Below are 24,901 nucleotides of genomic sequence, written 5' to 3'. Positions count from 1 at the left end.
CCCTAAAGCAGTGCGTCCCACTCACCGTACTACGGTTTGCAAATCGATCTCCTTGCCAGGTTCCCAATCATGTACCGCAGCTTGCTCTCGCTCGTCCTACTCGGTCTCGCCACTCCGTGCGTCTTTGCGCAACCCGCGGCAACGCACAAGACCGAACCGACCACTGCCGAGGAAGCGGCGGCGCAGAAAGCGAAAGAGCAAGCGGAACTGGAAGCGAAGTATCAAGCCTGGGTCGCCACGCTCTCGCCTGCCCACCAGGCGTGGGAACGGACGCTGCAGTCGGAACTGGGCGGCTTCTATCTGCCGATCCATCAACGCCAGAAGATCGCCGGTCAAGCCAACGCCTGGGACTTCGTCGAAGACGATCCGGCGCTGCCGCGGGTGCTGCTGATCGGCGACTCGGTTTCGCGAGCCTACACCGAAACGGTCCGCAAGGAACTTGCCGGGATCGCCAACGTCCATCGCGCTCCGGCCAACTGCGGTCCCACATCGACAGGTCTCAAAAAACTTGACATCTGGTTAGGCGATGGCAAGTGGGATCTGATCCATTTCAACTTTGGGATTCACGATCGCGCGACACCGCTGGCCGATTACAAGTCGCGTCTGGAACAACTTGTGCAGCGGATGCAGCAGACCGGCGCGACCATCGTCTGGGCCAGCAGCACACCGATCCCCGACGTCGCCGGCAAATACACTGCCGCTTCGATGGTCGATCGGAACGCCGCCGCTGCCGAAGTGATGAACGAACATTCGGTTGCGATCGACGACCTGTTCACAGCGATCACGCCACGCCTGGCCGAACTGCAGAACCCCAACGACGTTCACTTCACAGGCCCCGGCAACCGATTCCTCGGTCAACAAGTCGCCACCTTCCTCAAATCGCAACTAGCGAAGACCAACGACGCAAAACCTAATCCGTAACAACAATCGATGACAGCGGCGCGGCAGCACCACAATTTGCAGCGAGCCCAATTTTGCTGACGCAGGCTCTTGGCCCCTGTATAATCGATCCTGACGGCTTGAACATCTTATGTGGAGGCAATTGGTGTGGGCGAAATATCGATGACCGAAGCGACGCAGGAATTGCCCAAGTTGCTTGCGAATCTGCTTCCAGGCGAAGAAGTCGCGATCGTCCAGGACGGACAGCGCGTTGCAACGATCCGCAAGGAAGATGCTGCAACACCTGCTTGCGAAGCAGGTTCTGCCAAAGGAAAGATTCTCTACATGGCGGACGACTTCGATGCGCCGCTTGATGACTTCGCCGAGTACATGGAGTGAACATCCTACTCGACACGCACGCGTTGCTGTGGTTTGTCGGTGCCGACACGAAGCTCAGTGTTGTCGCCAAGTCTGAAATTGAGTCTCCCAACAATCGCAAATGGGTCAGTGTCGCGAGTTGCTGGGAAATCTCAATTAAAGTGGGACTTGGAAAACTGCGACTAGCAGACCCTGTGGACGATTTCTTGAAGAGTGAACTGGCAACCAACCACTTTTCATTGCTTCCAATCGAATTGCGGCACGTCACCTTTGTGTCAACGATGGCCCAACATCATCGCGATCCATTCGATCGCCTGCTTGTCGCTCAGTCGCTGCTCGAGAACCATGGTTTCGTAAGTGGCGATCAAAAAATGGACGCATACGGCGTGAATCGCATTTGGTAGGAAATTGCCGAACGTCCATAGAACCCAACCAAACAGACTCGCAGCCCTCAGACACCGGCGTTCAACCGGCACCACGAGATCCGCGCCGAGAAAAGGGCAGGGCGGTTCGGCAGGCGGCATCCCCTGACGGAGCGTTGCTGCAACAAATCCTCAAGCCATTCGAAGCGGAGTCCGGCTTCAAAGAACCATCCGCTTCGCTAACACAGCGACTGCTGGCTGCTTCTGCTAAACTCTTCCGGCATACCGCGAGTCGCTTGTCCGCCGCGATGGTTTTCCGAGCAGAGTATCCAAGATGCAGATGTTTTTCGATTGGTTGTCGACGTTGCAGTGGGAGCGTCTGTTTCCCGAATTGCTCGGCAAAGCGTTGGGGTTCCTGTCGGGGTTTGCCGCCAGTTGGTTCCTGTTGTTTCGCAAACGGCTCAATGCGCTGCAGCGGATGCAGGCGGGCGATTCGGACGATTTTATTTTTCAGATGCATCAATTGTCTCCCGTGGATGAGGCATCGCCGGCGACTGGCAGCTCAGACAACCATGTGCTGCTGTTTCGCAACGTCGCCCCTAAGACGACGCTCAACGATCTCTACGACAACATCGCCGTCCGCGACGAGATCAACAAACTGGCAGATCAAACGACACTCAGCAATCCGATCCTGAAGACCGACGGAACGCTTGGTTTCGAAATGCTCAACGATGCGTTGGGCCACATCGCGGGACTTCTGGCGACGACGCCGTTCGAACGTCAGACGTGGCTGTTCGCCATGACATGTGAAGACCGCCAGTTCGTCCGCAAAAAATGTGTTCGCTGTTTTCTGATCCGTCCCGCCGATCTGCAGCGGTTCGCCGACTGGAACTGGTGCCGCGATCATCTGTTAGTCGAAAAGCCGTGGCACTGGTTCCGTGTCGTCGCGCTGCACAGGATCGCATGTGTCTGGCAAGCAGAACAAAAACTAGCCGCCGAAGAAGCGAAGTCGTCGCGCGACAAAGACATGCCGCTGGTCGACCGCCAAGTCCGACACGACCGCGTGCGGATGCTGTCGGTTGGCCTGCACGACGGCGAACGCCCGATCGATGTTCCTTATAGAATCGACTGGAGCCAACACCTGCCCAGCCTCAAAAAGATGGGCCTGCCGCTCGCTCCCGCTGCGCCGCCAACCGATCCACCGTCCGACCCCACCTGACCCCAGAGCCCCGTCATGAGACCGACTGCCGTTTTTCTCAGCTGCCTTCTCGCCTCCGCCGGTGCGTTGGCTCAACCCGCAAACCTCGTGCTCCGCGGTGGCAAGATCGTTACTGTCGATGAGACCTTTCGTGTCGTCGATGCGATGGCGATTCGCGATGGACGGATCGTGGCGACCGGCGATGCATCGGACATCGAAGCAGAAATCGGGCCCGATACCCAAATCGTCGAATTGCAGGGGCGGATGGTTTTGCCAGGCCTTATCGATTCCCACGTCCACCCGAGTAGTGCGAGCACCTACGAAGCCGATCATGAAATCCCGCCGATGGATTCGATCGACGATGTCTTAAGTTACGTGCGCAGCCGCGCCAATGTCGTTCCCAAGGGAGAATGGATCCACCTCTCGCAGGTCTTTATTACACGGTTGCGCGAGCAACGTTACCCGACCCGCGATGAACTCGATTCGGCCGCCCCCGAACATCCCGTCTCCTTTCGAACAGGCCCCGATGGAAGCACCAACTCGCTGGGGCTGAAGGAAAACGGAATCGACAAGGAATTTGCTCGCCAACATCCTGAAAACGTGATGGTCGATCCGGCCACTGGGGAACCGACCGGCGTGTTGCGCAAAGCATCCGCGGTCTTTAAATCTCGCCCGAATCGATCCGCGAAAAAGCTGACCGAAGCCGAACGCGACGACCGCTTGGAAATGCTTTTCGACGATTACAACCGCTGGGGCATCACCGGTATCATCGATCGCAATTGCAACGACTCGGCACGAGCACAATACGCTCGACTGCTGAAATCGAATCGTTTGCAGATCCGCGTGCGAATGTCGCGCAGCCTGAATCCCAACGGCGACCTCGCGGCGATCGAAAAGAAATTGGACACTATCGCTGCCGATCCCTATTTCTCTGCCCCCGATCCCAGACTTGGTGTGATCGGCGTCAAAGTCTTTGAAGATGGCGGGATGCTGACCGGCAGCGCCTACTTCAATCAACCGTGGGGCATCAGCACGATCTACGGCATCGACGACCCGAACTACCGGGGCATGCAATATATCGATCAACAGCGGATCGAATCGCTTGTCCGCGCCTGTGTTCAACGCAACCTTGCCTTCACCGCGCACTGCCAGGGGGACGCCGCTGTCGATTCGCTGGTCGATGCGTTTGAGAAAGTGAACACCGAGATTCCCGTCGGGCCGACGCGATCGACGCTGACGCATTCGAGCTTCATGAGCAAACGATCGATCGACACCGCGGCAAAAATTGGGATTGGCGTCGATCTGCAACCGGCTTGGCTCTACTTAGACGCTCGCACCTTGGTCGCTCAGTTTGGTGAACCGCGACTGAAATACTTCATTCCGCTGCGCAGTCTTTTCGATGCAGGTGTGAGAGCGGGTGGCGGCAGCGACCACATGCAAAAGATCGGCTCGCTACGCAGCGTGAATCCTTACAACCCGTTTCTCGGCATGTGGGTCGCTGTCACACGTACAGCCCGTTGGCACGACAAGCCGATCCATGCAGAGCAAGCGATTTCGCGGCAGCAAATGATTCGCTTCTACACGATCAACAATGCTTGGATGATGCGGAACGAACAAGAGACAGGATCGCTGGAACCGGGCAAGCGAGCCGACTTCGTCATCGTCGATACCGATCTACTGACCTGCAGCGACGATCAGATCCGCAAGACTCAAGTCATCTCCACATGGCTCGACGGAAAATCGATCTACCAGTCGCGGTAGCTCTTTCCCCGTTTGACGACCGCCAAGCCCGCCACGACCGCGCTTCGACGCTGTCGATCGGCTTGTCGGAGCGCCAACCGCAACAGCGTCCGCCGGCTCCGCAACCGAGCAACACACCACACATCCAACCACTAAACTTACAACCACAGGAACCGCGACACACAAACAGTACGAAGGCACAGTTTAATGACGAGTCACCCAACACGAGCACTCAGCATTCGCCAGCCGCATGCCGAAGCGATCATGCGTGGAATCAAGCAGATCGAATACCGCGGCTCCGCGACCAAGATCCGAGAACGAATCTATATCTATGCGGGGCTGGGGCGGTACGATGCTAACGACGAAGCCGAATGGATGGACGATTACGGAATCACCGATGTCGCCTGCGACGATCTGCCGAGAGGTGTGATTGTGGGGACGGTGGAGCTGTACGATTCCGATGGCGGCCAATGGTATCTCCGCAGCCCCCAACGGGCCGCGACGCTACGCAAGCCGGAGAATCGCGCGAATCCGGTCTGGTTCAAACCATTTGGTTAGCACCGCCAACGGCGTGGTACGTCTTTCGCCTCGCGGCCGTGCCTGTTATGAATTCCATTCAACCGTCCGTCCGACGCCCGCTTCGCTGATCTCTGGGGAAAAGTCCATCATGCTTCCTAGCCACTCGTACCCAGCCCTTGGGGTTGCTCTGGTCTGCTGTCTCGCCGTCGGCTGCGGCGACTCGACCAGCCAATCATCCCCTTCGGAACGCCCGGTTCAGAAAGTTACCGTCGCGGTGGCTGAACAGACCTCCGTCACCGATTTTGTCGAATTGGTGGGGCGGTTGGCTGCTGATAAGAGCGTCAACATCCAGTCGCGGGTTTCGGGATTCCTGCTGTCGACTCATTTCGAGGACGGGCAGCGCGTCAAAGAAGGCGACTTGCTGTTCACGATCGAACCAGACGAATACATCGCGATCTACAACCAAGCGTTAGCTCAAATCGACGTCGCCCAAGCCCAGCTGGACTTGGCACAGAAGACGCTTGAGCGATCGAAGGAACTGTTGGATAACAACGCGGTCTCGCGCCAGGAATACGATCAAGATCAAGCCACAGTGGCCGAAGCTCAAGCGCAGCTGAAGTCGGCCAATGCCGACGTGGCTCGCGTCAAGCTGGACGTCGATTACACAAAAATCTTGTCGCCGGTCACCGGCCGCGTCGATCGCGCTCTGCTAGACGATGGCAACTACGTCACCGGCGGATTGGTGGGCGGCACGCATTTGACGACAGTCGTCAGCGATCAACCAATCAAAGCCGTCGTCAACATCGATGAAAACGTTCGCTTGCGCGTCATGCGACGCCAACGCGAAATGGGTGGCGAGGACTTCAAGGAGGCCAATACGTTGGCGGACTTGAAGATTCCGTGCTACTTGCAACTGCAAGACGAAAAGGACTTCCCGCACGAGGGTGTGTTGGATTACGTCGAAGTGAAGATCGACCAACAGACCGGCACCTCGCAACTGCGTGGACTGTTTCCCAACAAAGACGGCTTGCTGAAACCGGGGATGTTCGTCCGCGTGAAGGTTCCCGTCTCGGATCCTCACGAAGCGATCCTGGTTCGCGACACAGCGATTGGAACCGACCAAGCGACCAACTTTGTCTACGTCGTGAATTCGGAAAACAAGGTCGAGCACCGGACGGTGACACTGGGGGATCGCCGGGGAAACCAACGCGTCGTGCTATCGGGAATCAAGCCCAACGAATCGGTCGTGGTCGCGGGACTGCAATTGATCCAGCCCGGCATGACCGTCGATCCAACACCGCAGGCGAAATAACGTCCCGGCTGTTACGATCCGATCCCACCCAAACTCTGTACGGCTAGAACTCGATGTCGCAATTTTTTATCACGCGTCCCATCTTCGCCTGTGTCATCTCGGTCTTGATCGTTTTGGCCGGCAGCATCTTCGTCTGGACGCTGCCGATTGCGCAATACCCCGAGATCACGCCACCATCGGTTTTGGTGACGACAAAATACCCGGGGGCGAGCAGCGAGGTCGTGGCCGATACCGTCGCGGCGCCGATCGAACAGCAGGTGACCGGCGTCGAAAACATGCTGTATATGTCCAGCCAATCGACCAACGATGGCGGCTACTCGTTGACTGTCACGTTTGCCGTCGGCACCGATCTCGACATGGCTCAGGTCCTGGTCCAGAACCGCGTCAATCTAGCCACGCCGGTATTGCCAGCCGAAGTCAAAAGCAACGGCGTCTCGGTAGTGAAAAGCTCATCCAACGCGTTGCTTGCGGTGAACCTGTTTTCACCCGACCAGTCGCGCGACCAGTTGTACCTGAGCAACTACGCCACGATCCGCATCAAAGATGAACTGGCCCGAATCAACGGCGTTGGCAACATCACGATCATAGGACAACGCGATTACAGCATGCGAGTTTGGTTGGATCCCAGCCGCATGACGGTCTTAGATTTGACCGCCAGCGACGTGATCTCAGCCCTGAAGGAACAGAACGTCCAAGTTGCCGCGGGCTCCCTGGGCCGGCCGCCGGTCCCCAAAGGCTTGGACTTCCAATACACCTTAAAGACGCTCGGCCGGCTGACGTCGCCGGAGCAGTTTTCGGCGATCGTGATCAAGACGGGCGAAGACGGCCAGATCGTTCGGTTGAGCGATGTCGTGACGAAAGAGCGAACCGACGACAGCGGCAAGAAGTTCGGCGGAATCGACTTCGGCGCCGGCTTCGAAGACACGATGTGCAATCTCGATGGCGTGCCGGCATCGGGGCTGATGATCTACCAACTGCCAGGATCCAACGCGTTGGACACCGCCGATGCCGTCCGCGCCAAGATGGATGAATTGAGCCAGCGGTTTCCGGCAGGCATCGAATATTCGATCAGCTACGACACCACGCCGTTTATCTCCGAATCGATCTTCGAAGTCTTCAAATCGCTGCGCGACGCGATCCTGTTGGTCGCCGTTGTGGTGTTGGTCTTCCTGCAGTCGTGGCGAGCGGCGATCATCCCGTTGATTGCCGTTCCCGTGGCGATCATCGGAACCTTTGCCGTCATGGCCGGCATCGGTTTCAGCCTCAACAACCTCTCGCTGTTTGGATTGGTCCTGGCGATTGGAATTGTAGTCGACGATGCGATCGTGGTCGTCGAAGCGATCGAGCACAAACTTGAACATGGCGCGACGCCTGTCGAAGCGGCTCAACAAGCGATGCACGAGGTAACGACGCCGATCATCGCGATCTCGTTGGTCCTGATGTGCGTCTTTATCCCATGCCTTTTCATCACGGGAATCACCGGGCAATTCTTTCAGCAATTCGCTGCAACGATCGCTGTCTCCACCTTCTTCAGCGCCATCAACTCGCTGACCCTCAGCCCCGCGTTAAGCGCGTTGCTGCTGCGTCCCAAATCGGAACAGCGCGATCCGCTGACTCGCGTGCTCAACTTTCTCTTCGGATGGTTCTTTAACCTCTTCAATCGTTTTTTCGGCACCATGTCCGACGCATACGCTCGCACGGCCGGATGGTTGCTGCGACTATCGGTCGTGGTTTTGGTGATCTACGCCGGCCTGCTGTGGGGAACCTATAAAGGGATGACCACAGTTCCGACCGGATTTGTTCCGGCCCAGGACAAAGGCTACCTGCTGGTCGACGTGCAGTTGCCCGATTCGGCCTCGCTGGAACGAAGCGAAGAAGTCGTAAAGCAACTCAGCCACATCTTGCTCGGCCAGCGCAGCGGCAACAGCGAGCTACTGAGCCAACGCGTGCAAGCCGACAAGACCGGGAAAGACTCCCACGCCAAAGGGGAGGTTCCGGGCGAGGAGACCGAAGGCATCGCCGGGATCAACCATACGCTGGAAATCGTTGGCCAATCGATCGTGCAGAATGCCGTGGGATCGAACTTCGCGTCGATCTTCGTGCTGTTGGATCCGTTCCATGATCGCGAGGAAGCGTCGCTCTATTCCGAACAGATCGCAACTCGAGTCCGCAAGCTTGCCGCCAGCCAGATTCTCGACGCTCGCGTTTCGGTCTTTGGACCGCCGCCAGTCGATGGCCTGGGCAGTGGCAGCGGCTTCAAGATCATCGTCCGCGATATCGGCCAACTGGGGCTGACCGAACTGGAAAAAGCGACGACGCAACTGTCCATCAAAGGCTCCAGCGAGCCGACGATCCTGGGGATGCGGAGCGGCTTTCGGGCCAACACGCCGCAGATGTTCATCGACGTCGATCGCGAAAAGTGCAAATCGATGAACGTCGCACTCAACGAAGTCTTCACGACGCTGCAGACCTACCTGGGCGGATATTACGTCAACGACTTCAACGCCTTCGGCCGCACCTGGCAAGTCAACCTGCAAGCCGACCCGCTGTACCGTCTGACTCCCGATCAAGTCACGCAACTGTACGTTCGCAGCCAGACCGGGCAGATGGTGCCGCTGGGAACGCTGGCTCGCGTCGAAGATACGACCGGCCCCGCCGCGGTGATGCGGTACAACGGCTTCACCGCCACGGCGATCAACGGCGTCGCGATGCCAGGGGTCAGCTCCGGCGACACGATCAAGATCGTCGAGAAAGTGGTGGCCGAAACCCTACCGTTTGGCTTCGACACCGAGTGGACCGAACTCACCTTCCTGCAGATCCAAGCGGGCAACACCGCGCTGATCGTATTCGGCTTAGCCGTCGTCCTCGTCTTCCTGGTCCTCGCGGCGCAATACGAAAGTCTGAAGCTGCCGCTGGCGGTCGTGCTGGTCGTCCCGATGTGCTTGTTGTGTGCAGTGATCGGCATCGCGCTGACCGGCCGCGACATCAACATCTTCGTCCAGATTGGGTTTATCGTCTTGGTCGGGTTGGCGAGTAAAAACGCGATCTTGATCGTTGAATTTGCCAAGGAGCAGCAAGAAGCGGGACTCAGCAAATTCGACGCCACGATCAAAGCGTGCCGTCTGCGTTTGCGGCCGATCATCATGACCTCGCTCGCCTTTATCCTGGGCGTTGTCCCGTTGGCCCTGGCCAGCGGTGCGGGAGCGGAGATGCGATCGACCCTCGGTATCGCCGTCTTCTCCGGAATGCTAGGCGTGACCTTCTTCGGGATCTTCTTGACCCCGGTCTTCTACTACCTGTTGGCCAGCCCCACGCCAGAACCCTCATCGACCGACGAAGCGTAAGGGAATCGCACCCTGACAAGAACACTCGCTAGCGCGTCGTGCCATGGTCGCCTTTCGCTCCGCGAAAGTGCGGTTCGTATACCAGCACGAAGCGCAAGCGAGTGAGTTCTCAACACTCGCCTCTCAACACTCGCTAGCGCGTCGTGCCAGTATCGCCATGGTCGCCTTTCGCTCCCCGAAAGTGCGCCCCATACCAGCACGAAGCGCAAGCGAGTGAACCACACCCTCAACGTTCACTTCTAAACACTCGCTAGCGCGTCGTGCTAGTATCGCCATGGTCGCCTTTCGCTCTGCGAAAGTGCGTCCCATACCAGCACGAAGCGCAAGCGAGTGAACAAACCGTCAACGTTCACTTCTAAACACTCGCTGGCGCGTCGTGCTAGTATCGCCATGGTCGCCTTTCGCTCCGCGAAAGTGCGGTTCGCATGGCGCACTTTCGCGGAGCGAAAGGCGACCATCTGCAATCCGTGCCCGACGAGGCACGGGAGTTCCTTTGCTATCACCCCAGGATGAACTTGCATTCACCCATGCGGAAGTTGTATGGACAGACTAGGCCCTGCTTTTTTGCAGCGGCCACCGGCGCGGCACATCAAAAAAGCAATGCCGCTTGCCGCCAAACCGTCCGATGACTCCATTGGGTTGCCAACGCGATGCAAACCGAACCGACGTTCCCCGAATTCCTGACGACGCTGATCACGCAAGAAGTAGAGCAGGGGGGAGCGACCGAAGAATCTCTGCCTCCGCAGCGACCGCACTACTCGGTGATCGTCCCCTGCTACAACGAAGCGGGTGCGTTGCCCGACGCGATCGTCCAGTTGCGGCACATGCTGATCGGCCCGCAACGCGTCGAGATGATCGTCGTCGACGACGGATCGACTGACGGCACGGCGGAAAAGCTGCAACAGATCAAACAATCGCATCGCGACATCGTCGTGATCACGCACCCGGAAAACCGCGGCTACGGTGCGGCCCTAAAAACGGGGATCCGCCACGCGTCGGCTCCGCTGATCGTGATCACCGACGCCGACGGCACGTATCCGAACCAACGGATCGGCGAACTCGTGAAACTCGCCGAGAACTACGACATGGTCGTCGGCTCGCGAACCGGCAAAGATGTCCACTACTCCAAGATCCGCAGTATCCCCAAGTTCTTCCTGAAGGGATACGCGTCGTGGATCGCCAACCGCAAGATCCCCGACCTGAACTCGGGTTTGCGAGTCTTCAAAAAGGAGACGGCGGAGAAGTTCATCCACATGTACTCCGACGGCTTCAGCTTCACCACAACCAGCACGTTGGCCTTCATGACCAACGGGCACAGCGTTCATTACGAACCGATCAGTTACGCACATCGGATCGGCAAATCGAAGATCAAACCGATCCGCGACACGCTGCGATTCGTGCAATTGATCGCGCGGATGGGGATGTATTTTGCACCGCTGCGCGTGCTGGGACCATTCTGCGGGTTAATGCTGCTCGGATTCACCGTCTCGCTCGGTTATGACGTATTCTTCCTAGGCGATCTGACCGAGAAGACCTTGATGCTGTTGCTGTTCGGAATGAACACAACCTTTTTTGCACTTCTGGCCGATATGATCGACAAGCGGAGTCATTGACGAAGACTAGCCAACCGCCGCTAGAATCCCAATCTCCGCTGCAATCGCACCTCCGTGCAAATCGGTTGTTCACGCTGAACGCTCAGCCGCATCAGGCGCTTTCGAGCCGCCGCGTGCTAGTGTTCAACAGCTGATTTGCACTGGTGTTGCGTCCAGCGGGAACCCGCCCGGTTCCTCCTCCACTCAACCAATGGAACCGTTGCCATGTCGGCAGTTCACGAAATTGATGTCGCGACGATCGAATCGAAGCTGCCGCTCGAAGGCGAACACCTCGAAGCGTTGCAGCGGATGAAGACCCTCGACGCCTATTACGCTTGGTCGATCGACCTGCTGCGTCCATGGATCGGCAACCGCGTCTTGGACGCCGGCTGCGGGATCGGCAATGGCACCGCGCTGCTCGCCGAACAGGCCCAATACGTGCTGGCCGCCGACCTGAGTCCGCAAAACGTCCAGGAATTGCGCCGCCGTTTTGCCGACAAACCGTCGGTCGAACCGATCCAGCTGGACCTCGATTCCGACTTCACATCGATCACCGATCGTAAAATCGACACAATCGTCTGCCTGGATGTTCTCGAACACATCGAAGACGACGTGCAACTGCTTCGCCGATTCCACGGTATCGCCCAGCCCGAAGCGCACCTGTTGATCAAAGTCCCCGCCGTGAAGTGGCTTTATGGAAGCGTCGACACCGCGTCGGGACACTTCCGCCGCTACGCCCTGCAGGAACTTCGCGACAAAGCGAAACAAGCCGGCTGGGAACCGTTGAGCGTCCGCTGGATGAACAGCTTCGGCGTCCTTCCCTACTGGTTCAAGAGTCGCGTGCAAAAGCGTCAGTCGAACCTCTCGCGGACCTTCAGTCCCTGGCAATTGACAATGATTCGCAAGGCGATGCCTTGGATGCAACGCATCGATCGGATCGTTGGACCGCCGATCGGCCAGTCGGCTGTCCTGGTCGCGAAACGCGTCGACTGAACCAAGAACGGCAATCGACGCGTCCAACATCAAACGACAAAACGACAAAGCCCACGACATGTCAACGATCACCAACAACGATACCTTTGCCAACCCGTTGCCAATCGTTCCAGCCACAGCTGCGGAAAGCGATCGTTCGCGGGAAAGCGAGACGAGCCTGGAATCGCGCGACCGCGAGCTGTTCGACACGATTGCAGAAAAATACGCGGCTAAAGATCGCTCCCCCTCGGTTCGCCCCGCCCGCCGCCTACGACTGCTGCAGACCATGCGAGCTCTTCCGCAGTCCTCACTGCAAGGCAAACGCATCCTGGAAGTCGGCTGCGGTGCCGGATATTCGGTCGATTACCTACCCGCCGACTACGCCTGCTACCTGGGTATCGATTACTCCGAGATGCTGATCGACCTGGCCCGCAGCGAACGCCAAACCGATCGAGCGACCTTCGCCACAACAAACGCTCGCGATCTGAAGACCGACGAACCGTTTGACATCATCTTCATGATCGGTGTCCTGCATCACATGGATCAGATGGACGAAGTCGTCCAGAACCTCGTGTCGCTGCTGGCACCTGGTGGATGGTTGGTCGTCAACGAACCGCAACCGAGCAACCCGATCGTCGGACTCGCTCGCCGGTTGCGAAAACAGTGCGACGCCAGCTACTCCGACGAGCAACTGGAACTGACAGGCCAAGAGATGGAGAGCTGTTTCGCCTCCGCCGGGCTGACATCACTTCGCCTGCGGTCTCAAGGCCTGATGTCGACACCGTTTGCCGAAGTCCCAATGAAGCCATCGTGGCTGACCGCTCCCGCGTCGCGGATCGCCTGCGGCCTGGATCGCGGTATCGAAGCGGTCGCCGGACGTCTGTTAACACCTCTCACCTGGAATGTGATCGTGGCCGGTCAAAAGCCGTGCGACGCTCAATCGACGCTTCCGAATTCACAGACTCCTTCGGCATGAAGCGGCGAAGCGACCAAGCAGCCCCGGTAGGCCGCGCGATCCGTTTTATGCTGATCAGCGGCGTCAGCTTCGTCGGCAACCTCGCGATCACTCATGGACTGACTCAATACGCGGCATGGCCCGCCGAACTTGCGTTTGCCGCCGCGTTGGTGATCATTTTGTTCGTCAACTTCGCCTGCTGTCGCTGGTTCGTTTTCCAAGCCAGCGGCCAGCCGATCGCCACGCAACTCGCTTCCTTCCTGACCGCCACGATCTGCTTTCGCGGACTCGAATACGCGGCGTTTTTAGGACTGCACAGCCTCCTGGAAATCCACTACCTGATCGCCACCGCAACGGTCTTGATCGCAGGCTTTGCAGCGAAGTTCCTTTTCTACAACCGATTCGTCTTCGGCCGCCCAAGTACCGCCAGCCCGTAGAGGATCTTGTCAAAAGATCCTTTCGCACAAGCGGTTATTGAATCGTGCAATCGATCCGCGTCAGAAGTGTCGACCTCGCCGTAAGCGTTGCAGCAATTAGCCGGTGGTGGAGCGAACGCGAACACCACCGGTAAACGAGAAATTTCAATCAATCCCCCCCTGAAGGGGCTCGCAGCACGCCCGCATCAGATTTTGTGACCACCTTCGGCGGTCAACGACATGAATAACGCAAAAACCGCAGGTGGCGTTACGCTTACCTACGGCTAATTGCTTCGATCCCTGCGGGATAATTGAAAGTCCTCGAAGGATCTTTTAACAAGATCCACTACGAGAACATCTGACCTCGCCGATTACTCAGCCGCTGCGGCGGCTTCGGCTGGCGCGTCTGCTGCGGGCGCTTCTTCAGCGGCTGGCTTCTCCGCCGCTTCCAACACGCCTACCTCTTCGTAGAACTTGATGGCACCGGGGTGATATTCGATCCCGGTGTTACGAGCGACGTTCTTCTCGTTGATCGCTTTGCCCGCAGGGTGTTTTCCTGCGATCTCCGCACGGTTTTCCCAGATCGATTTGGTGACTTCATAGATCAATTCGTCGCTCTGCGATGCCGCGGTGATCAAGTGCATCGAACCGACGTTCAGTCCCAAGAAATCGTCGTCGAGTCCTTTGTAGGTCCCGCCGGGAATCGTCGCGGGGTGGAAGAAAGCGTACTTCTCGATCAGCTTTTGACGAACCGATTCGTCGAACGGAATGTAAGTCACGTCGAACGTGCTGGCAGCTTGAGTGATCGATCCGGTTGGAACCGCTCCGCCCAAGAAAGCAGCGTCGGCGGCGCCGTCGCCCAATTGATCGACAGCTCCACTTTGCGTCGCATTCAGCGAAGTGATCTCATCCCAAGCGACACCATGTTCGGCCAGGATCGGTTCGACAAACTGTTGGAATCCGGCACCGGCAGGCCCGGTGATCACGCGTTTGCCTTTGAGATCGGCGATCGATTGGATCCCCGAATCGGCTCGCGCGATGAACAGAGCCACGTTGGGTGCCAGCGTCGCGATCGCACGAATGTCGTAGACCTTGTCCCAGCCCGCTTCGCCACGCGCGGCGAAATAGGAAATCGCAGCGTTGGAAAGCGCTAGCTCCAATTCCTCTTGCTGCAGACGGCGGATGTTTTCTTGCGAGCCCTTGGTCCCTTTGGCTTGGACCTTCCAATCGACGGTCCCCTTGTGTTCGTTTAAGACCTCAGCGATCGCGCCGCCGACGACGGGAAAGGCACCGCCGACCGGAGCGGTACCCATGCTCAAGAACTGACGTCCACCGGTGGCACCGCCATCGCCGGTGCTGTCGCTCTTCTTACAGCCCAGCAGCAGGGCGGACAAAACCAGCGAAGCGACAAGCGCACGATGTTGCGAAATTTGGAGCATTAGAGCCATCGGGAATCGACCTTCAAGAGTGTTCGAGGGATGGAGAAATCCCAGTTGGGGCGGGAATTCATTTGAATCTCCTGTATATTAACACGCCCCCTTGGGCGAGGCTAGAAGCGGGGCCCGCCGGCCCGAATCGGGCGGGTCACCAAACTTTCAAACAGGTCCAACTTACGATGAACCAACAAACAAAACGCGTCGCAGCGGTTCAGATGGATGTCGCGTTTGCCGACATCGACCACAACGCCCAACAGATCCTCGCCAAGATCGCGACGGTCAAAGCCGATGGAGTCGATCTGGCCGTCTTCCCCGAGTGTGCACTGACCGGCTACTGCTTCGAAAGTCGCGAAGAAGCCTTGCCGCTGGGCCTGTCGATCGACGACCCGCTGTTCGATTCGTTTGCCGCCGCCTGTGGCGATTCCGACCTGCACGTGATCATCGGATTCCTGGAAATCGAAGGCGATAAGCTTTTCAATTCGCAAGCCATGATCAACCGCAGCGGTGTCGTCGGCAGTTACCGCAAGATTCACCTGCCGGGCGTTGGCGTCGATCGGTTCCTCGATCCGGGCGATCGCGAGTTCAGCATCCAATCGGCGGGAGAGATCCGTGTCGGAATGGCCATTTGTTACGACAGTTCGTTCCCCGAGACCGCGCGAGTCCTGGGACTGCACGGCGCCGACGTGATCGCGCTGTCGACCAACTGGCCCGTCGCCGCGCGGCGGACCGCCGAGATCGTGCCCCCGGCTCGCAGCATGGAGAACCACCTCTACTTCATCGCCGCCAATCGCGTGGGGACCGAGCGGACGTTCGAGTTCTGTGGGATGAGTTCGATCGCGGGTCCCGACGGCGTGATGGTCGCCGAAACCGACAGCGACAAAGAATTGATCCTGACCGCGGACATCGACCTTTCGATCGCTCGGAACAAGCAGATCGTCCGGACTCCCGGGAAACATGTGATCGACCGATTCGCCGACCGACAACCCGAACGGTACACCATCATCGGCGAAAAGAAGTAGCCGAGCGGTCACTCTGTGCAGAACACGCATTTTTTGTGGTCGCGGCGAGTGGCGAGGAGCCGGAATTGAGCTGGTAACAATCGCCAAATTGCCCCCCTTTGACTACAATGCAAAGCAACTCCGTGCTTCACGAATCTTCGTCCCGCAGAAACGACTTACATATGAACCTGTACGCTCGATCTTTGTCCCTGTGCTTGTTTGCGTTGACAAGCTGCGTCGCCATCGCAGCCGATGACAGTGCAAAAATCAAAGGCTTCTCGACAACCCAGCCCGACAAGGGGCCGTTTGTCGCAGTCGAAGGGGGCTTTATGGTCCCTTACACCGAGACGATCCCCGGCACCGAGATCAGCTTCGAAATGATCCCGGTCCCTGCGGGGAGCTACAAAATGGGCAGCCCAGCCAGCGAAGCAGGGCACAAAGAGGACGAAAGCCCGCAGATCATGGTCAATGTCGATCCGATGTGGGTCTGCAAGACCGAGGTCCGCTGGATGGAATACAAAGAGTTCATGGGAATGTACAAGACATTCAAGGAGTTTGTTTTCCGCGACATGCGGAAGGTCACTCCAGAAAACAAAGTCGACGCGGTCACCACGCCGACCGAACTGTACGAACCCAGCTACACGTTTGAATTTGGCGACGACGACGACCTGCCGGCTGTCACGATGACCCAATTCGCAGCCAAGCAATTCACCAAGTGGCTGTCGAAGATGACCGACACCCAGTACCGCATTCCGACCGAAGCGGAATGGGAATGGGCGGCTCGCGCCGGCAGCACCACCGCTTACAGCTGGGGCGAATCGGCTGACGAGATCGACCAATACGCTTGGTACGCCGACAATTCTCCCGATGGCCCGTCGAAGGTTGGACTGAAAAAGCCGAACGCTTTTGGCCTCAACGACATGCTGGGCAACGTGGCCGAATGGACGATCGACGCCTACCTGGAAGACGGCTACAAGGTTTTTGAAGGCAAAACCGTGAAGGCGTCCGAAGCGATCAAGTCGATCGAAACCGCCGACCCACGCGTGGTCCGCGGCGGCAGCTGGGAGATGGAGCCCGAAGACGTCCGCTGTGCTTCCCGTCTATACAGCGTCGACGAAGATTGGAAAATGGATGACCCGAACATTCCGCTGAGCCCATGGTGGTTCACCAGCGATCCATCGCGCGGCGTCGGCATGCGTTTGTTCCGATCGTGGAAACCGCTGTCCGACGAAGCGATGAACAAGTTCTGGGAGATCGATTCCGAAGACATCGAATTCGACGTGATGTCTCGTATCGAAGAAGGCCGCGGCGTGCTGGGACTGGCCGACCCCGATTTGGCCGAAGCAGCCAAAGCGGTTCGCGAATAGATCGTCCGAGAACCGATAGATTAAGAACTCAACAATCTGGAAAAAGTGAGACGCAAAAGTGATTGATACCTTGGCCGTCGTCGGCGCGACCGGCGCCGTGGGTCGGATCGTGCTAGACCAAATTTTGCAACGCAAGCTGCCACACGGACGCTTGCGATTGTTGGCATCGGCGCGATCGGCCGGCCAAGTCGTCACATTTGGCGATCAACAGATTACCGTTGAATTGATGGAACCGAGCGCGTTCGACGGCGTCGACGTCGTGATCGCCAGCACGCCCGACGAAGTATCGGCCGAGTTCGCGCCGTGGGCTGTCGAGCGTGGCGCGATCGTGGTCGACGAGAGCGGATATTGGCGGATGGACCCCAAGGTGCCGTTGATCATTCCCGAAGTCAACGCGTCGGCGATCGACAACCACCAAGGAATCATCGCTAGCCCCAACTGCTCGACCACGCAGATGGTCGTCGCCTTGGCTCCGCTGCACAACGCGGCACGCATCAAGCGCGTCGTCGTCAGCACCTACCAAGCGACCAGCGGTGCTGGATTGGCGGGCGAAGCGGAACTGCTGCACTCGACCCGCGGCTCTCTCGACGGCTCCGCTCCCGCAGCCAAGACGTTCCAATACCCGATCGCTTTTAACCTGATCCCTCAGATCGGATCGGAAAAGCACGAGGGTTACACCTCCGAAGAGATGAAGATGGTCTACGAGACCCGCAAGATCTTCGGCGACGATTCGATCGACGTCTGCCCGACCTGCGTTCGCGTTCCGGTTGCGATCGGCCACAGCGAATCGATCCTGGTCGAGACCGAAAAACCGCTGACCGTCGAACAAGCCCGCGAGCTGTTCGCCAATGCCGACGGCGTGACTTTGATCGACGATCTGGCCGGACGACAATACCCGATGCCTGTCGACAGCGCTGGCAAGGACGACGTTTTTGTCGGCCGTGTTCGCAAGGACCTCAGCAGCCCCAACGGGATCGCGTTCTGGTGCGTCAGCGACAATCTCCGCAAGGGAGCCGCGACCAACGCCGTTCAGATCGCCGAACTGTTGGCCAAGAAGATGGCTTCGGTCGCCTGATCATTTTGCGGAAGCCAGGCCTGACGTGTTGAGAACTTTTCGTTTGACCATCGGCTACGATGGCTTCCGCTACGCAGGCTGGCAGGTCCAAGCGGACCTGCCGACAATCCAAGGCGAACTGCAACGCGCGTTCGCCGAATTGACCGGTGAGCGCGTCTCGATCACCGGCAGCGGACGGACCGATTCGGGCGTCCACGCGATCGCTCAAGTCGCAAGTCTCACCACCGACGCCTGGCGATCCAGCGACGCCGCGTTGGGTCGCGCGATCAACACGAAGATCCCCGACGACATCACCGTCTATCGCTGCGAAGAGATGCCGGTCGACTTCCACGCCTTGCGCGATGCTGTCGGCAAACGCTACCGTTATCAAATGCAGATCGGTGGCGTCCGCGATGCCTTCGACTTCCGCTACTTCTGGCACCACCACGTCCAACTGGACGTCGAAGCGATGCGGCAAGCAGCCGCTTTGATCGTCGGCACCCAAGATTTCGCCTGCTTCCAAGCGACCGGCAGCGAGCGAAAAACGACGGTCCGCACGATCCACGACCTGGCGCTGACAACAGGGCAGGGGAGGGCAGGGCAGGGGCAATTGATCGTCGAAGTCGAAGCAAACGGGTTCCTCTACAACATGGTCCGGAACATCGTCGGCAGCCTTGTGGAAGTCGGCCGCGGCAAACATCCGCCCGCCTGGATCGAGGAACTGATCGCCGGCCGCGACCGCAACCAAGCCGGCCCCACCGCCCCGTCGCACGCCCTGTTCCTGCTGCGAGTCGACTACGACGTCCAACCCTTGGCAACGCGAACGTAGACGCATTGAAGTCGACAGGCCGTCACTGCATCGATTCGAAAACACATGTCGCAACAAGTTCAGCCCACACAGGTTCGAAGGGCAAGCTCACGGAACCACCTTGGAAAACAACTCGTCGATCGGGTCTGTATTCGCGCGGTGGACGTACGGCTAGTATCCGTTGGGTGCCCCCCTTACTTACCGCTCCAATTCGCAATCGTTTTGTGTCGCCCCTTCTTTGGATTTCCAGCACGCAGTGCCTGCTTTCGATGATACGCATACCGCCGGGCAGTGATAGACTTCCCGGCGATTGATCGATCGATATGATCCAGGCCTTTTCGCAGCCCCGCGGCGATCGGTCCGGGTTGCGCAACTGTTGCAGTAGCGGTGCTGTCGCCGGGTTCAGCCGTATGGCGTCGAACCTGCTTACCTTTGCATGCCCCTGCATGTTCGACTGCCCGGCAAGAATGAAAACTTTCGGCTGCGCACGCGGTTGGTGCTGTCAGATTGTCGCCAGTACAATCAGCAGCGTCGGTTGTCGAATTTGTTTGCACTTGGTGATCACCATAAAGCCTCGTTATTATCCAGGTTCATGCAGAGGGGCGTACCGGTCGTTGGTGACCTTGTAATAATAGGATTTGGGGACAGCCCAAGTTGGCAGCCCTGCACCCGCTGGAATATCATGGCGCACCCAACCACGTTCTCAGTCCACCCAAGGTATGACTCTATGTTCCGCCAAACCAGGCTCGATCTTTTTTTCCTCTCGATGGCGGCTCTGATCCTTTGCGGTTCCACGCGTCTGTCGGCCGAGGACTGGCCGCAGTTTCGTGGCCCCGAATCGCGAGGCGTCTCCGAAGCGATGGAGCTACCGGATCGATGGAGCGAAAGCGAAAATGTCGTTTGGAAAACGCCGATTGCCGGTCGCGGTTGGTCATCGCCAATCGTGGTTGGTGAGCGTCTGTTTTTGACCACAGTGACTCGAAACACAGGTAAGCCGGAGGATGCGAAACCGGGGCTCTACTTCGGCGGTAATCGCGAGAAGCCAGCTGACGTGCCGCATGCATGGAAGGCGATCTGTTTGGATCGGAAATCCGGAAAGCCATTATGGGAGAAAACGCTTCACCAGGGAAAACCCGCAACGTCGCGTCATATCAAGAACAGTTACGCATCGGAAACGCCAGTCAGTGATGGCGAACACCTCTACGTGTTATTTGGCGATGTTGGGCTGTACTGCCTGAGCGTCGACGGTGATTTGGTTTGGCAGAAGAAACTGCCACCGTGCAAAACTCGCTACGATTGGGGTACCGCCGCTTCTCCCGTGCTGCACGAAGGACGCCTGTATCTGATAAGCGATAATGAAGATGCGTCGTACTTGGCAGCGATCGACGCAAAGACGGGAGAGCAAGTGTGGCGAGTCGAACGCGACGAAAAGAGCAACTGGTCCACACCTTTCATCTGGAGGAACGAATTGCGGACTGAGATCATCACGCCTGGAACCGGCCGGATTCGATCGTATGACTTGGACGGCAAGTTGCTTTACGAGCTGAGTGGATGTTCGAGTATCACAATCGCGATGCCATACGCGGCGCATGGGCTACTGTATGTGTCGTCGGGTTACGTCAATGACGACATGCGGCCCATCTTTGCGATTCGTCCAGGCGCATCGGGCGATATTTCTCTTCGTGGCGAGGCAACGTCCAATGAGTTTATTGCGTGGTGTCAGCCCAAGGCGGCGCCGTACAACCCATCGACCATCGTCTACGGCGACCAGTTGTATGTTCTGCACGATCGGGGCCTGATGGCTTCTTATGATGCGCTCACGGGTGAAGTGATCTACGAAAAGAAACGGATTCCCGGCGGCAGATCATTTACATCATCGCCGTGGGCTTATCAGGGAAAGATCTTCTGTCTGAATGAGTTTGGCAAAACGCTGGCCATTGCCGCCGGCCCTGAATTCAAACTCTTGCAGACCAATGAACTCGACAGCACCGAACTTTGCATGACCACGCCCGCGATTGCCGACGGTCAGTTAATTCTGCGCACCGGAGACGCGGTCTATTGCATTGCGAAGCCTTAGTTCCCGCCGAGCTTGAGGCTCCATCGATGGCTTGTTGATACAACCTCCCCGGCCCCGTTTTGCAGCGAACTGACGCCAACTAGCAAGACATCGCTGCCGCGCGGCGACGCGATTCGTCGTGCCGTTGGTGGCGCAGCGTTTGATGAGCAGTTCAGTCAGGCGATCGGCACCCGCCAACGTATTTGCTTGAAACACCGATCCAGCACGGGTACCATTTGCCTACCCACTGGTTGTTTGGGAGCATCCAAACTGGCAGGTTCTGCATAAGCAAGCTAGTTGCCCGTCGATGCGTGCTAGGCAATCGGGTCTGCTTGGCACAGGCAGCGTGTCGAGTCGATCGAACTCGCGATCCAAACACTGCTGAAGAACAAACATGATCTGTGCATTCACCAAAGTGATCGAGCAGGCTCGGCAGCGTCTCGCCATGCGGCAATGGGGGATCGCTGCGTTGACGACCTGCTTGTTGGGCGTCGCGTCGGTGAGTCGCGCAGAGAGCGACGAGGACTTCTTCGAAACACACGTCCGGCCGCTGCTGGTCCAGCATTGCATCGAGTGCCACGGGACGAAAAAAGAGGAAGGCGGACTGCGGCTCGATTCACGCGACGGCTGGATGCGAGGCGGTGATCGCGGGGCAGCGATCGTTGCGGGGCAGCCTGATGACAGCCTGCTGATTCAGGCGGTGCGATGCACTGATCCCGATCTGGAAATGCCTCCCACCAAAAAGCTGACAGCGGAGGAGATCGCGGTTCTCGAAGCGTGGATAAAACGGGGCGCGTTTGATCCGCGACGTGAATCCGTTTCGCAAGCGACAGTGAAAATGGACCTGCAGTCGGCTCGCAAGTTCTGGTCGTTTCAGCCACTGACAAATCCCGAGCCACCGCAAGACAAGGCGGACAACTGGTCGCGAACTGAGATCGATGCGTTTGTCTTTGCTCGCATGAAAGAAAACGGGTTATCCCCCGTGCCCGACACCGATCGCCGGACCCTGATCCGCCGCGCGACGTTTGATCTAACTGGACTGCCACCGACACCAAGCGAGATCGACGCTTTCGTGCGCGATGAATCTCCCGATGCGTTCGATACGCTTGTAAACCGACTGCTTGAATCGCCGGCGTATGGGGAGCGTTGGGGACGCCACTGGCTCGACGTGGCTCGGTATGCCGATACCGCGGGGGATGGAGCCGACTATCCAGTCCGCGAGGCGGGCAAGTATCGCGATTGGGTAATCGATGCTTTTAACCATGACAAACCGTTTGATGAATTCATCCGCGAACAGGTCGCTGGCGACATCCTCGCACATCATGGTCCGGCGGATGAATACGCCAGTCGCGTGATCGCAACGGGATTTCTCGCGATCGGTAAACGTTACGGATACAAGGCGTCGCCCGACTATCAGTATCTCGACTTCGCCGATGTGATCGATTCGCTGGGCCGTTCTCTCCTGGGGCTCTCGGTGGGTTGCGCTCGCTGCCACGATCACAAGTACGACCCCATATCCGCCGCGGATTATTATGCCCTTTACGGAATTATGGAAAGCACGAAGTGGGCATTTCCTGGCGGCGAATCGCAGAAACGCCCCGCTCACTTTCCGGCGCTCGTTCTTCCCGATGAAGTCGCGAGACGGGAAATGGCGAAAGCGGAAACGCTGGCTCAACTGGACAGTGAAATCGCCGTATTGAAAGGCAAGAGAGCGGAGTTCGATCCGAACGTCAGAGCCGGTGGCGTCGACCTTGGTTTCGAGGCCCAGAAGCTTGGTAAGTCCCTTGGCAAACCCTGGGCCGGTGCGGGACCGATCGAACTGACCGCGGATGCGCAAAGTCCCTTCGAACATATTCATCCCAAAGGGACGTTGGGTGTGCGTCTTGGAAGCGGTAAGGTGTCGGATGGTTTGCGTTACGTTTTTGAAAGCGGCTTGCGGGCGACGCCTGGAAAGCAGCTGCACTTCACCATCGATTTCCGGCCCGTTGAATCGTCGCAAGAAAAAGGGGCGTTTCGATTCTTCCTCGGTCGCGGTGTTGCCCAGTCGCTGGCCGTCGACTGCAGCGCAACATCGACGGAATTTGCGATCCGCAACGGCTCGAAGTGGGAGACGATTCGAAAGCTCACGCCGGGGACCTGGTACACGCTGCGACTAACGATCGACCCCGACACAAAGACCTTCTCCGGAATCGTTGGCACGCCGGATGACCTAGCCGAATTCGATAACAAAGCGACAGGACCAAACTGGGACGGGATCCTCAATTGCTTCATCTGTGATGGCCACGGGCACGTTAAGGGAAGTGCATGTGCCCGAGATCTCGACAACCTCGGACTTCAGGAAACGGCATTCGCCGCCCCGGGAACGGGCCCCGTCGCCCCCGCGATTGTGGACAAGGCTTCGCAAGAACAGTTGGCGAAGGTTGATGCGGAACTCAAGACGCTGGCGGCTCGCCGATTGTCGATTTCGACTGAGGTTGGTTACCCCGTGGCGTACGCAGTTTCCGAAGGCTCGCCGGTTAACACGCGGTTGCAGTTGCGAGGAGAGCCGCATCGTCTGGGGGACGAAATCCCGCGTCGAAACTTGGAACTGCTGGGGGCCGACGAGGTTGCCGACGGAACCGGCAGCGGGCGGCTCGACCTAGCGAACTGGATCACTCGGCCCACGAACCCGTTGACGGCCCGCGTCTTCGTGAATCGTGTCTGGCAGTGGCATTTCGGTCAAGGGATCGTAGCGACGCCCAGTGACTTCGGATCGCGCGGCGAGCCACCGACGCATCCGGAATTGCTCGACTGGCTGGCATCGGAGTTCATCGCGTCGGGCTGGTCGGTGAAGTCGCTGCATCGATTGATCATGAAGTCGCGGACGTATCAGTTGGCGAGCGTCGATGACGATGCGAGCCTCGCAGCGGACCCGGGCAATCGCTGGCACTGGCGTTACGCACGGCGGTCGCTGGATGCCGAATCGGTCCGCGACGCGATGCTGGCCGCCAGCGGCAAGCTGGACCGAAACGTTCCGCAATCGCATCCGTTTCCACCGGTGAATACTTGGGCCTTCACCATCCACAGGCCGTTTCACGCCGTCTACGATTCGAATCATCGCAGCGTCTATTTGATGGTGCAGCGGAACCGACGCCATCCTTTCCTGGCTCTGTTTGATGCCGCCGATCCGAACCAGAGCGTTGCCCTGCGCCAACCGACAACGACGCCGACACAGGCACTGTTCCTCATGAATTCCCCCTTTGTGCATCAGCAGGCAAAAGGCTTTGCACAGCGAATCACGGCGGTTTCGTCGGACGATCGCGATAGGGCTTTGTGGGCATTTGAAACGGCGCATGGCCGAATTCCAGAACAAGCCATCGTCGACGATGCCGTCGCGTTTGTAGTCGCCTATCAGCAAAAGCTCGCGGGCAAAGACGCCGATGCAGACAGCGACAATCAGCTTGCGGCATGGTCCGCGCTCGCGCGTGTTCTGTTGACGAGCAATGCGTTTCTCTATGTCGATTAGTAAATGGTCT

The 24,901-nt window shown here is 58.2% G+C and carries 19 protein-coding genes; 18 read left to right on the top strand and 1 reads right to left on the bottom strand.

The window, feature by feature from the left end:
- The first annotated feature begins 69 nt into the window (after nucleotides 1-69).
- The 12 genes from EC9_RS26385 (at nucleotide 70) to EC9_RS03970 (ending at nucleotide 13,688) form a co-directional block, all read left to right on the top strand.
- Nucleotides 70-921 (top strand): SGNH/GDSL hydrolase family protein, encoded by an 852-nt coding sequence (locus EC9_RS26385; RefSeq protein WP_218934575.1) that lies wholly within the window; start codon nucleotides 70-72, stop codon nucleotides 919-921.
- Nucleotides 922-1,062: 141 nt separating this feature from the next.
- Nucleotides 1,063-1,278: a type II toxin-antitoxin system Phd/YefM family antitoxin gene (locus tag EC9_RS04020; protein ID WP_145342579.1), complete on the top strand. Its 216-nt coding sequence runs from the start codon at nucleotides 1,063-1,065 to the stop codon at nucleotides 1,276-1,278.
- Entirely contained in the window at nucleotides 1,275-1,661 is a 387-nt protein-coding gene (locus EC9_RS04015) for a type II toxin-antitoxin system VapC family toxin (RefSeq protein ID WP_145342577.1), read from the top strand. The genes EC9_RS04020 and EC9_RS04015 overlap by 4 nt, the downstream gene beginning before the upstream one ends.
- A gap of 292 nt (nucleotides 1,662-1,953) precedes the next feature.
- Nucleotides 1,954-2,838, top strand: coding sequence for a hypothetical protein (locus tag EC9_RS04010; RefSeq protein WP_145342575.1), 885 nt, complete (start codon nucleotides 1,954-1,956; stop codon nucleotides 2,836-2,838).
- Nucleotides 2,839-2,853: 15 nt separating this feature from the next.
- On the top strand, nucleotides 2,854-4,578 hold the full coding sequence (locus tag EC9_RS04005) for an amidohydrolase (RefSeq protein WP_145342573.1): 1,725 nt from the start codon (nucleotides 2,854-2,856) through the stop codon (nucleotides 4,576-4,578).
- Nucleotides 4,579-4,764: 186 nt separating this feature from the next.
- Nucleotides 4,765-5,115, top strand: coding sequence for an ASCH domain-containing protein (locus EC9_RS04000; RefSeq protein ID WP_145342571.1), 351 nt, complete (start codon nucleotides 4,765-4,767; stop codon nucleotides 5,113-5,115).
- 109 nt (nucleotides 5,116-5,224) lie between these two features.
- Entirely contained in the window at nucleotides 5,225-6,388 is a 1,164-nt protein-coding gene (locus EC9_RS03995) for an efflux RND transporter periplasmic adaptor subunit (RefSeq protein ID WP_218934574.1), read from the top strand.
- 53 nt (nucleotides 6,389-6,441) lie between these two features.
- Nucleotides 6,442-9,732, top strand: coding sequence for an efflux RND transporter permease subunit (locus tag EC9_RS03990; RefSeq protein WP_145342567.1), 3,291 nt, complete (start codon nucleotides 6,442-6,444; stop codon nucleotides 9,730-9,732).
- A 650-nt stretch (nucleotides 9,733-10,382) separates the two neighbouring features.
- The gene (locus tag EC9_RS03985) at nucleotides 10,383-11,345 is read left to right on the top strand and encodes a glycosyltransferase family 2 protein (RefSeq protein ID WP_145342565.1); all 963 of its coding nucleotides are present in this window, start codon (nucleotides 10,383-10,385) and stop codon (nucleotides 11,343-11,345) included.
- Between the two features lie 204 nt (nucleotides 11,346-11,549).
- The gene (locus EC9_RS03980; RefSeq protein ID WP_145342563.1) at nucleotides 11,550-12,317 is read left to right on the top strand and encodes a class I SAM-dependent methyltransferase; all 768 of its coding nucleotides are present in this window, start codon (nucleotides 11,550-11,552) and stop codon (nucleotides 12,315-12,317) included.
- 58 nt (nucleotides 12,318-12,375) lie between these two features.
- On the top strand, nucleotides 12,376-13,272 hold the full coding sequence (locus EC9_RS03975) for a class I SAM-dependent methyltransferase (protein ID WP_145342561.1): 897 nt from the start codon (nucleotides 12,376-12,378) through the stop codon (nucleotides 13,270-13,272).
- On the top strand, nucleotides 13,269-13,688 hold the full coding sequence (locus tag EC9_RS03970) for a GtrA family protein (RefSeq protein WP_145342559.1): 420 nt from the start codon (nucleotides 13,269-13,271) through the stop codon (nucleotides 13,686-13,688). Before EC9_RS03975 ends, EC9_RS03970 begins: the two co-directional genes overlap by 4 nt.
- Before the next feature lie 350 nt (nucleotides 13,689-14,038).
- Here EC9_RS03970 and EC9_RS03965 read toward each other — a convergent pair whose 3' ends face one another.
- Complete coding sequence (locus tag EC9_RS03965) at nucleotides 14,039-15,115, bottom strand: TAXI family TRAP transporter solute-binding subunit (RefSeq protein WP_145342557.1); 1,077 nt, start codon at nucleotides 15,113-15,115, stop codon at nucleotides 14,039-14,041.
- Between the two features lie 167 nt (nucleotides 15,116-15,282).
- Between EC9_RS03965 and EC9_RS03960 the strand changes: the two genes are divergently transcribed.
- The 6 genes from EC9_RS03960 (at nucleotide 15,283) to EC9_RS03935 (ending at nucleotide 24,891) form a co-directional block, all read left to right on the top strand.
- On the top strand, nucleotides 15,283-16,122 hold the full coding sequence (locus EC9_RS03960) for a carbon-nitrogen hydrolase family protein (protein WP_145342556.1): 840 nt from the start codon (nucleotides 15,283-15,285) through the stop codon (nucleotides 16,120-16,122).
- A gap of 182 nt (nucleotides 16,123-16,304) precedes the next feature.
- On the top strand, nucleotides 16,305-17,468 hold the full coding sequence (locus EC9_RS03955) for a formylglycine-generating enzyme family protein (RefSeq protein ID WP_246105948.1): 1,164 nt from the start codon (nucleotides 16,305-16,307) through the stop codon (nucleotides 17,466-17,468).
- 58 nt (nucleotides 17,469-17,526) lie between these two features.
- Nucleotides 17,527-18,543, top strand: coding sequence for an aspartate-semialdehyde dehydrogenase (locus EC9_RS03950; RefSeq protein WP_145342552.1), 1,017 nt, complete (start codon nucleotides 17,527-17,529; stop codon nucleotides 18,541-18,543).
- Nucleotides 18,544-18,571: 28 nt separating this feature from the next.
- Entirely contained in the window at nucleotides 18,572-19,351 is a 780-nt protein-coding gene (gene truA, locus EC9_RS03945) for a tRNA pseudouridine(38-40) synthase TruA (protein WP_246105947.1), read from the top strand.
- A gap of 514 nt (nucleotides 19,352-19,865) precedes the next feature.
- Nucleotides 19,866-21,407 carry an outer membrane protein assembly factor BamB family protein gene (locus EC9_RS03940; RefSeq protein WP_246105946.1) on the top strand — a complete coding sequence of 514 codons (1,542 nt, stop codon included), beginning with the start codon at nucleotides 19,866-19,868 and terminating at the stop codon, nucleotides 21,405-21,407.
- Between the two features lie 373 nt (nucleotides 21,408-21,780).
- The gene (locus EC9_RS03935) at nucleotides 21,781-24,891 is read left to right on the top strand and encodes a PSD1 and planctomycete cytochrome C domain-containing protein (protein ID WP_246105945.1); all 3,111 of its coding nucleotides are present in this window, start codon (nucleotides 21,781-21,783) and stop codon (nucleotides 24,889-24,891) included.
- Nucleotides 24,892-24,901: the final 10 nt, after the last annotated feature.

Source organism: Rosistilla ulvae (genome assembly GCF_007741475.1).
Lineage (GTDB): Bacteria > Planctomycetota > Planctomycetia > Pirellulales > Pirellulaceae > Rosistilla > Rosistilla ulvae.
This window is presented reverse-complemented; position numbering and strand designations above follow the sequence as displayed.